An 8,169-nucleotide genomic window follows, 5' to 3' on the forward strand; every position below is an offset into this window, starting at 1 on the left:
GTGGTGGATGTCATGCCGGTTGCCGAAATCCTCGCTGATTGCGCCCGATTTCGTCAACCGCCAGTCGCCGAGCACCCAGGTCACCTCACGGTCCACCCGCACCGGTTCAGGTTCCTCGACGATGAGCGGACCATAAAGCCCACGCCCGACCTGTTCGAAGCTCCGCTGGTGCGGGTGATACCAGAAGGTGCCGGCGTCGACGGCCTCGAACTCGTAGACAAAGCGCCCCCCAGCGCCGATCGGTTTCTGGGTGAGGTGAGGCACGCCGTCCATGGCATGCGGCACGCGCACGCCATGCCAGTGCACGGTCGTTTCTTCGGCAAGGCCGTTCTCGACCTCGACCCGCAGGCGCTCGCCCTGACGGACCCGGATCTCGGGGCCCGGAACGGTGCCGTTGTAGCACCATGCGGCAACCTCGCCGGCTGGTCTGGGCAAGAGCCGGATACCGCCGGGCGCCGCCCGCAACCGGACTTCGCGGATGGCTGCGGCGCCGGCCGGCGATTGTCGGAAGGGTAGCATAGCGCCTGCCGCGGCCGATGCGAGAAAGGCTCGACGCGTCAGCGCCGGCATGGGAAATCTGGACATGGTTCAACCATCCTGAAGTCGGTCGTTCACCGCATGGCGACGCGCGAAACGACGCCTCATGCGAAACCTCGATCGCCGCGGAAAAAAATGCGCCGGCGATCGTCGACGCGGAAGCCGGGCAAGCCCGACCTGCGTCAGCTACAGGATGATGGTTCGGGGAGGAGAGGGGTCGGGCGGGCCAGTTCGGCCGACGATCTCTTTCAGAGGCGAAGCCGCAAGTTCAGCCGCAACAAGCGGAAGCTCGATGCCCACCGTCGCCGGAAGTGCGGCGAATGACGCCAGGCAGACCTGGCAGCAAAGGGATGCTTTGCCGTCTTCCGGCGGACAGCCATCGCAGTCGCCCATGTCTCCGCCGGCCATCGCATCATGCGACATTGCCAGCGACATGCTCGTCGCGCTTGCGCCATGCCCAATTGTGCTGGCGGCAAATATCACAAACAATGCGATTACAAGCTTGCGAACGTCGTGCATGTTTGAAAACTATTCCTGTCGCCGCCCCCTGTCCACATTCAATCCTTTCGATGTGTCCCGCATGACGCGAGTCTGGGATCTGTATTCCGATCAGTCCGGCAATAAACACCAGGCCTATTCCGCTGCGAGCTTGAGCTTGACCTGTACCGGCTGCAACTCACTCTCGTGCACGGCTCGTTCAGGCAGACGCCAACCCTTCACCAGGCCGTAAACGGCAGGGATGACGATCAGCGTCAACAGCGTCGAGGAGATCATGCCGCCGATCATCGGGACGGCGATACGCTGCATCACCTCCGAGCCGGTGCCGGTGCTCCAGAGGATCGGCAAAAGTCCCGCCATAATGGCAACGACCGTCATCACCTTCGGGCGCACCCGCTCGACCGCGCCGAACATGATCGCGGCGCGAAGGTCCGACTTGGTCAGCGAACGTTTGTGCGTCGCGCAATTCACCTTCGCGGCCGCAAATGCCTGCTCAAGATAAATCAGCATGATGACGCCCGTTTCCGCCGCGACGCCGGCCAGTGCGATGAACCCGACCGCGACGGCGACCGATAAGTTGAAATCGAGCCACCACATCAGCCAGATGCCGCCAACCAGGGCGAAGGGCAGCGACAGCATGACGATGAGTGTTTCCGTCATTGCCTGGAAATTGAGATAGAGCAGCAGAAAGATCAGCGCGAGTGTGAGCGGCACGACGATTTTCAAACGCGCTTCGGCCCGTTCGAGATATTCGAACTGGCCGCTCCAGGCGACCGAAAAGCCCTGCGGCAGCTTCACCTCGCCGGCGACCGCCCGCTGCGCCTCGGCGACGTAGCCGCCGAGGTCCCGCCCGGCGATGTCGACGAAGACATAGACGGCGAGCTGGCCATTCTCGGTGCGAATCGACGTCGCCCCGCGCATCAGCTCGACCTTGGCCACTTCGCCAAGCGGAACGGAACCGCCGCCCGGCAGCGTTATCTGCACATCCCTGGCGATCGCGTCCGGATCGCTACGCATCGCCCGCGGATAGCGGACCGCAACCCCGTAGCGTTCGCGGCCCTCGACCGTCGAGGTGACCACCTCGGCGCCCAGTGCCGACGAGATGACATCCTGCACGTCGGCAATCGACAGACCGTACCGACCGAGAGAGGCGCGGTCCGGAACGATGTCGAGATAGTAGCCGCCGATAACGCGTTCGGCGTAAGCGCTCGACGTGCCGGGCACGGCCCTCAGAACGGCCTCGATCTGCCGCGCCGCCTTTTCCATCTGGGCAAGGTCGGTGCCGAACACCTTGACGCCGACCGGTGTGCGGATACCGGTCGACAGCATGTCGATGCGCGCCCGGATCGGCATCGTCCAGGCGTTGGAAACGCCGGGAAACTGAAGCGCGGCATCCATCTCGTTCTTCAGGCTTTCGACAGTCACCCCGGGCCGCCATTCGGATTTCGGCTTCAGGTTGATTATCGTCTCGAACATCTCCGTCGGTGCAGGATCAGTGGCGGTCTGCGCCCTGCCTGCCTTGCCGAAAACTGATTCCACCTCCGGAAAGGATTTGAGGATCCGGTCCTGCACCTGCATCAGCTCCGCCGCCTTGGTGACCGACAGGCCGGGCAGCGTGGTCGGCATGTACATCAGCGTGCCTTCGTCGAGGTTCGGCATGAACTCGGTGCCAAGCTGCCGTGCCGGCCAAACAGTTGCGACGAGGGCAGCGACCGCCAGCAGGATCGTCAGGGTCTTTGCCCTGAGAACCACGGCAATCAGCGGACGATAGAGCCAGATCAGGAAGCGGTTGAGCGGATTGCGGTGCTCGGGAACGATCCGGCCGCGCACGAAGATCACCATCAGCGCCGGGACGAGCGTCACCGACAGGATTGCGGCGGCGGCCATCGCAAAGGTCTTGGTGAACGCCAGCGGTCCGAACAGGCGGCCCTCCTGTGCTTCGAGCGTGAAGATCGGCAGGAACGAGACGGTGATGATCAGCAGGCTGAAGAAGAGCGCCGGCCCAACCTCGCTTGCGGCATCGATGAGGATCTCGATCCTGGGTTTTCCAGGTGGCGCCCGCTCCAGATGCTTGTGCGCGTTCTCGATCATGACGATCGCCGCGTCGATCATGGCGCCGATGGCGATCGCGATGCCGCCCAAGCTCATGATGTTCGAGCCGAGCCCAAGCAGCTTCATGGCGGCGAAAGCCATGAGGATGCCCACCGGCAGCATGATGATCGCCACCAGCGCGCTTCGTACGTGCAAGAGGAAGACGATCGTGACCAGCGCCACGATGACGCTTTCCTCGACCAGTGTCGATTTCAGGGTCTCGATCGCGGATTCGATCAGCTTCGAGCGGTCGTAGACGGGAACGATCTCGGTGCCTGCCGGGAGGCTGCCGGAAATCTCGGCGATCTTCTCCTTGGCGTTTTCGATGACGGTGAGCGCATTCGCGCCAAACCGCTGCAGGACGATGCCGCTCGCGACTTCCCCCTCCCCATTCAGCTCAGCGATGCCACGCCGCTCCTCGGGAACGATCTCGACGCGCGCCACGTCGCCGAGCCTAAGCGGCACGCCGCGATTGGATCTCAAGACGATGTTCTCGATGTCGGCCACGCCTTTCAGATAGCCGCGGCCCCGCACCATGAATTCGAATTCCGACAGCTCGACCGTGCGGCCGCCGACATCCATGTTGCTGCGCTTCACGGCATCGCCGATCTCTCCGATCGTGATGCCCTGCGCCTTCAATCGCGACGGATCGACGACAATCGAATATTGCTTGACGAAGCCGCCGACGCTCGCGACCTCCGCGATGCCTTCGGCCTTCGAGGCGGCAAAGCGCACGACCCAGTCCTGGAGCGACCGCAGTTCGGCAAGCGATAATTCCTTGGCGACCACGGCGTACTGATAGACCCAGCCGACGCCGGTCGCATCCGGACCGAGGCTCGGCGTCACGCCTTCAGGCAGCCGCCTTGCCGCGGCGCTGAGATATTCGAGCACGCGGCTCCTCGCCCAATAGGGGTCGGTGCCGTCCTCGAAGATCACATAGACGAAGGACACCCCGAAGAAGGAGAAGCCGCGCACCACCTTCGACCGCGGAACAGTCAGCATGGAGGTCGTCAGCGGATAGGTGACCTGATCTTCCACCACCTGAGGTGCCTGTCCCGGATAGTCGGTCAGCACGATCACCTGCACGTCGGACAGGTCCGGGATCGCATCGAGCGGCAACGTGCGCAGCGCGTAGACGCCGGCCGCCACCGTCAATGCGATCGCGACGAAGATCAGAACGAGATTGCGGGCCGACCAGGCGATGAGCTTGGCGATCATGGCTTCGTCTCCGCCGGTGTCAGCGCGCTCAGCGCGGCTTTCAGATTGCTTTCGGCATCGATCAGGAAGTTGGCGGAAATCACTACTTGGTCGCCTTCCTCGACGCCTTCGCGGATTTCGGTGATGCCCTGGCCACGCATGCCAACCTTGACGTCGCGCGGCTCGAAGCTGCCTTCTCCCTTGTCGATGATAACGACCTGGCGCTCACCGGTATCGATGACGGCGCTGTCCGGAACCGTGACCACCGGCTCACCCGCGCCGGCGGCGATTTCCACGTCGGCGTACATGTTGCCGAGCAGAATGCCGTCCGGACTGGGCACCTCGATCCGAACGCGCGTCGTCCGGGTCTGCGTATCAACCTGGGGGTAAATCAGTCCGACCTTACCCTTGAGGACCGTGCCGGGCTTGCTGCGGATGCGGATCGTCGCCTCGGCGCCGACGCGGACTGAGCCCAGTTCATACTCCGGACGTCCGCCACCACCCAGACGGTGGAAATGTCAGCGATGCGGAACAGGGCCTCGCCGGGCTCCGCCTTCATGCCGTCGACCGCCATGCGTTCCAGCACCACGCCGCCGCGCGGCGCCGTCATAGTGACCGAGATTGGCACTTTGCGGGTTTTCCTGATTTCGGCCACCGCCTCGGCGGGAACACCGAGGTTTTCAAGACGCTGCAGGCTGCCGCTCGCTGCCGCGCCACGCGGGCTGTTGTTCAAATCGGTGGCATACTGCGCACCTGCGGCGGCGATTTCCGGGGAATAGAACCGGACAAGCGGTTGTCCTTCAGCAATGACCTCGCCGGTCGTCACCTGTGCGACTTGTTCCACGAACGCTTCAGTGCGGGTCGACACGACGCTGACCCGCCGCTCGTCGAACTGCACGGTGCCGGGCACCCGCACCGGGCGGACGACAACGCTGCGCGTCGCAGCCCCGGTCTTGACCCCGGTTCGCTGCAGCCTGCCCGTCGGGACCTTGACGGCGGAGCCGTCGTTTTCCTCGCCTTCGTAGACGGGAATGTAATCCATTCCCATGGAATCCTTCTTCGGGACCGGCGAGGTGTCGGGCAGGCCCATGGGATTGCGGTAGTAGAGAATACGCTTTTCGCCGGCGGTGTTGGTCGCCTCCGCAGGCGCTTCTGCCGCTGCTGCTGTGGCCGAGTCGAAGTTCACATCCTCGCTCGCATGCACCGCCGTGAAATCGCGTCCATCCTCCGTCCGTCGGGGATTGGCCGAGTAGATCGGTTCGCCATCCGGGTGCCGGAAGTAGATGACCGGCCCTGTTCCCTTGGGTGGAGCGGGTCGTTCCCGAGACCAAGCGTCGACAAATGAACTCAGGCTGGGCGCCGTGTAACCACGGAGCCCCGCCCAGTATCCTCCAACCCCTGCCGTCGTGAGGGCGACAAGGGCGAAGAATGAAGTGGCAATCCGCTTCATGGCACGGCCTTGAAGACGAGCTTGCTTTCGACCGTGTCGGGTTCGCCCTGGACTTTGGCCGCGACCGAGAACCGCCAGCCGCCCGCCATCATCAGATTGGTCTTGAAGCGATAGACGCCGGGCTGGTCCGAAGACATCGCCTCGACCGACGTGGTCATCGCCTCCATGCCGTCCGGAGCCATGTCCATCCGGGTGGCGAAGATGACCGCGTCGGTGACGGGCGTGCCGTTTCGCTTGTCGACGAGCCGTACAGCGACTGTGGCGCTTTCGCCTTGCTTGACCTCGGTCTCGACGAGTTCGAACGCGTAGTCGGCGCTTCCGGCTTCTGCAGGACCGAAAGCGGTCGCGACGATGACTGAGGCCAGCGCTCCGGCAAGAGCGCGCCGATTGAGCTGAATTCTCATGATTTCCAAATTCCCTGTGTTGCGGCCGGGCTCGGCCGGCGCATGCCATTATGTGGCTGAAAGCCACGCCTTATCTCCGCGCGAGACCCCGCACGGTAAGGGCGGCGTCAGGGCGCCGCGGACGATGGCTCAGGCTTTTGGAGGTCTGGGATGGGGCTCGTGGTGAAGCGAAGCGCCGGGAGAATACCCATGCGGCGGCATCTTGCTTCCGACGATCGGAGGAATGGCCAATGAATCGTCGACGGACGCCACAGTGGAGGTGAATACCGGCATGCACAGCGCGACCAGCGGACAGTCCTTGTCACAATCCGGCAGCGATGGCGGACCATCCGGACACGGCATGCCCTCCGCCATTTCCATTACCACAGGTACCGCCATCGCTGTTCCGGCCATTAAAGACGCGAACGGCCCGAGCAGGAGCCCGAGAACCGCAAAAAACGCCAACAGTCGACCAATGGGTGGCAGCAAGATCATCATGGAAAGTCTGCCATAGCGCGCCCCGATTGAAAAGGCGCTCACCAAAATGTCACAGCTCCGCGACCGGCAAGGGACCTGTCCAGCGCCGTAAGATGGTGCATCATCGCACGTATAGAACGTTCGGATTGGTACGTTGACCCGACCCCGGTGGTACCACTATCCAAGGTCATGGCGGTGAATTGACCCGGAGCAAGCGAGCTTCCGCTTAGCGTCGATTCCGGCGGCCTGGTTTTCGCAAAAGTCCCGGATTAAAGCGACTGTCTTGCGTCTGATTTTTGCACCGTCCCACAAAAGGCAGTTTCGCGACCACCGCAACCATGGCGGTCGCTGAGGCGTATTTCTGACCCAGCCTATAGGGCTATCCGCTTGCCCGAATTCTGAGCCAGAGCGCATTGAGGTATACCTCAATGCGCTTAGCTTGCGGGCCTAGCTCATTGATTGCAAGAGCGACTCTAATTGGCCATGCGCCAAAAGACCACCCATTTGGGCCGGCGTTGTGGATTTTCTGACGCCAGGGCCTGGTTAGATTAGGCTGCAGCTCCAAAAAAGGCCCCGCTGCCCTACAGGCACGGCCAACGACAGGTTCGGCAGCAGAAGGTATCATAAAGCCTGATCGTCGAGCATGACTTCGACGTCGATGATGGCAGAATTGCTGGAAGGCGCTTGCGCGGCCAGAGCGATCGGCCAGAACTCCGCCGACCAGTCGTGGCCGTTGCGGGTATAGGCGCGCGCCGTTCCTTCCTGAACGGTAACCTGTGCGCGATAGGCCGTCGAACTTGACCTCGTGAATTCAGCCTTCGCCCTCAGGCTGATCCACCAGGGTCGGAACGAGCGGGGGAATGAACTCGAGCCGGGACGCGGCAACGGAACCTTACTCATGCAACGGCAAATCTAGTGATCGGTTCGGTATTTTAGGCGTCCCTAAAATGGCTAAGGTCGGCCTCTTTACCGTAGCTTCACGGATCTCCTCATATTAAAACTGGTGCGAACGGTAGGAGAATCGTCCTATGGCTGAGACCTCGATCGAATGGACCGATGCGACGTGGAACCCGGTCGCGGGATGTACGATCCTGACTGCTGGGTGCACAAACTGCTACGCCATGCGTATGGCGGCGCGGCTTGAGGCAATGGGGATGGAAAAGTATGCTGGCCTGACGCGCAAAAGCGGCGGGCGAGCGAAGTGGACCGGGAAACTCTTTCTTGACCAGAAGTCTCTATCGCTCCCGGCTACGTGGTCAAAGCCGCGGCGCGTTTTCGTGAACTCGATGTCCGACCTCTTCCACGCCGATGTGCCGGCCGACTTCATCGCCGACGTCTGGAAGGTGATGGAGGCCACGCCTCAGCATACGTACCAGGTTCTCACCAAGCGACCGGATCGGATGGTCGAGATCGTTCCATTGCTGCGGAAGCTACCGAACGTCTGGCTTGGGTGCAGCGTCGAGGATGGCCGCGTTCTCAATCGGTTGGACGAGTTGCGCCAAGTTCCTGCGTCGGTCCGCTTCGTCTCCTTTGAGC

Annotated in this window: 7 protein-coding genes and 1 pseudogene; 1 reads left to right on the top strand and 7 read right to left on the bottom strand. The window is 62.6% G+C overall.

The genetic code is table 11. The features are described 5' to 3' along the window. From EOA86_RS13060 to EOA86_RS13085, 7 genes and pseudogenes are all read right to left on the bottom strand, one after another. A partial coding sequence (locus EOA86_RS13060; RefSeq protein ID WP_164891722.1) for a multicopper oxidase domain-containing protein occupies positions 1-585 on the bottom strand: 585 nt, incomplete at its 3' end. 138 nt (positions 586-723) lie between these two features. Then, positions 724-972: a hypothetical protein gene (locus EOA86_RS39360; RefSeq protein WP_206630013.1), complete on the bottom strand. Its 249-nt coding sequence runs from the start codon at positions 970-972 to the stop codon at positions 724-726. A 198-nt stretch (positions 973-1,170) separates the two neighbouring features. Next, positions 1,171-4,344: a CusA/CzcA family heavy metal efflux RND transporter gene (locus EOA86_RS13065; protein ID WP_128342028.1), complete on the bottom strand. Its 3,174-nt coding sequence runs from the start codon at positions 4,342-4,344 to the stop codon at positions 1,171-1,173. Further along, a pseudogene (locus EOA86_RS13070) lies at positions 4,341-5,773 on the bottom strand (efflux RND transporter periplasmic adaptor subunit). The gene EOA86_RS13065 and the pseudogene EOA86_RS13070 overlap by 4 nt, the downstream one beginning before the upstream one ends. Then, positions 5,770-6,177 carry a FixH family protein gene (locus EOA86_RS13075; protein WP_128342030.1) on the bottom strand — a complete coding sequence of 136 codons (408 nt, stop codon included), beginning with the start codon at positions 6,175-6,177 and terminating at the stop codon, positions 5,770-5,772. The pseudogene EOA86_RS13070 and the gene EOA86_RS13075 overlap by 4 nt, the downstream one beginning before the upstream one ends. A gap of 129 nt (positions 6,178-6,306) precedes the next feature. Beyond that, positions 6,307-6,654 (bottom strand): hypothetical protein, encoded by a 348-nt coding sequence (locus EOA86_RS13080; RefSeq protein ID WP_128342031.1) that lies wholly within the window; start codon positions 6,652-6,654, stop codon positions 6,307-6,309. 600 nt (positions 6,655-7,254) lie between these two features. Further along, complete coding sequence (locus EOA86_RS13085) at positions 7,255-7,533, bottom strand: hypothetical protein (RefSeq protein WP_128342033.1); 279 nt, start codon at positions 7,531-7,533, stop codon at positions 7,255-7,257. 128 nt (positions 7,534-7,661) lie between these two features. Between EOA86_RS13085 and EOA86_RS13090 the strand changes: the two genes are divergently transcribed. Beyond that, the coding region (locus EOA86_RS13090) for a DUF5131 family protein (protein ID WP_128342034.1) at positions 7,662-8,169 on the top strand (508 nt) is incomplete at its 3' end.

Source organism: Mesorhizobium sp. M5C.F.Ca.IN.020.32.2.1 (assembly GCF_004023105.1).
Classification (GTDB): Bacteria; Pseudomonadota; Alphaproteobacteria; order Rhizobiales; family Rhizobiaceae; genus Mesorhizobium; species Mesorhizobium wenxiniae.

Excerpts from the sequence above, each read along its gene's own strand:
- EOA86_RS39360 (WP_206630013.1), bottom strand. The coding sequence starts at position 972 with ATGTCGCTGGCAATGTCGCATGATGCGATGGCCGGCGGAGACATGGGC.
- EOA86_RS13065 (WP_128342028.1), bottom strand. The coding sequence starts at position 4,344 with ATGATCGCCAAGCTCATCGCCTGGTCGGCCCGCAATCTCGTTCTGATC.
- EOA86_RS13075 (WP_128342030.1), bottom strand. The coding sequence starts at position 6,177 with ATGAGAATTCAGCTCAATCGGCGCGCTCTTGCCGGAGCGCTGGCCTCA.
- EOA86_RS13080 (WP_128342031.1), bottom strand. The coding sequence starts at position 6,654 with ATGATGATCTTGCTGCCACCCATTGGTCGACTGTTGGCGTTTTTTGCG.
- EOA86_RS13085 (WP_128342033.1), bottom strand. The coding sequence starts at position 7,533 with ATGAGTAAGGTTCCGTTGCCGCGTCCCGGCTCGAGTTCATTCCCCCGC.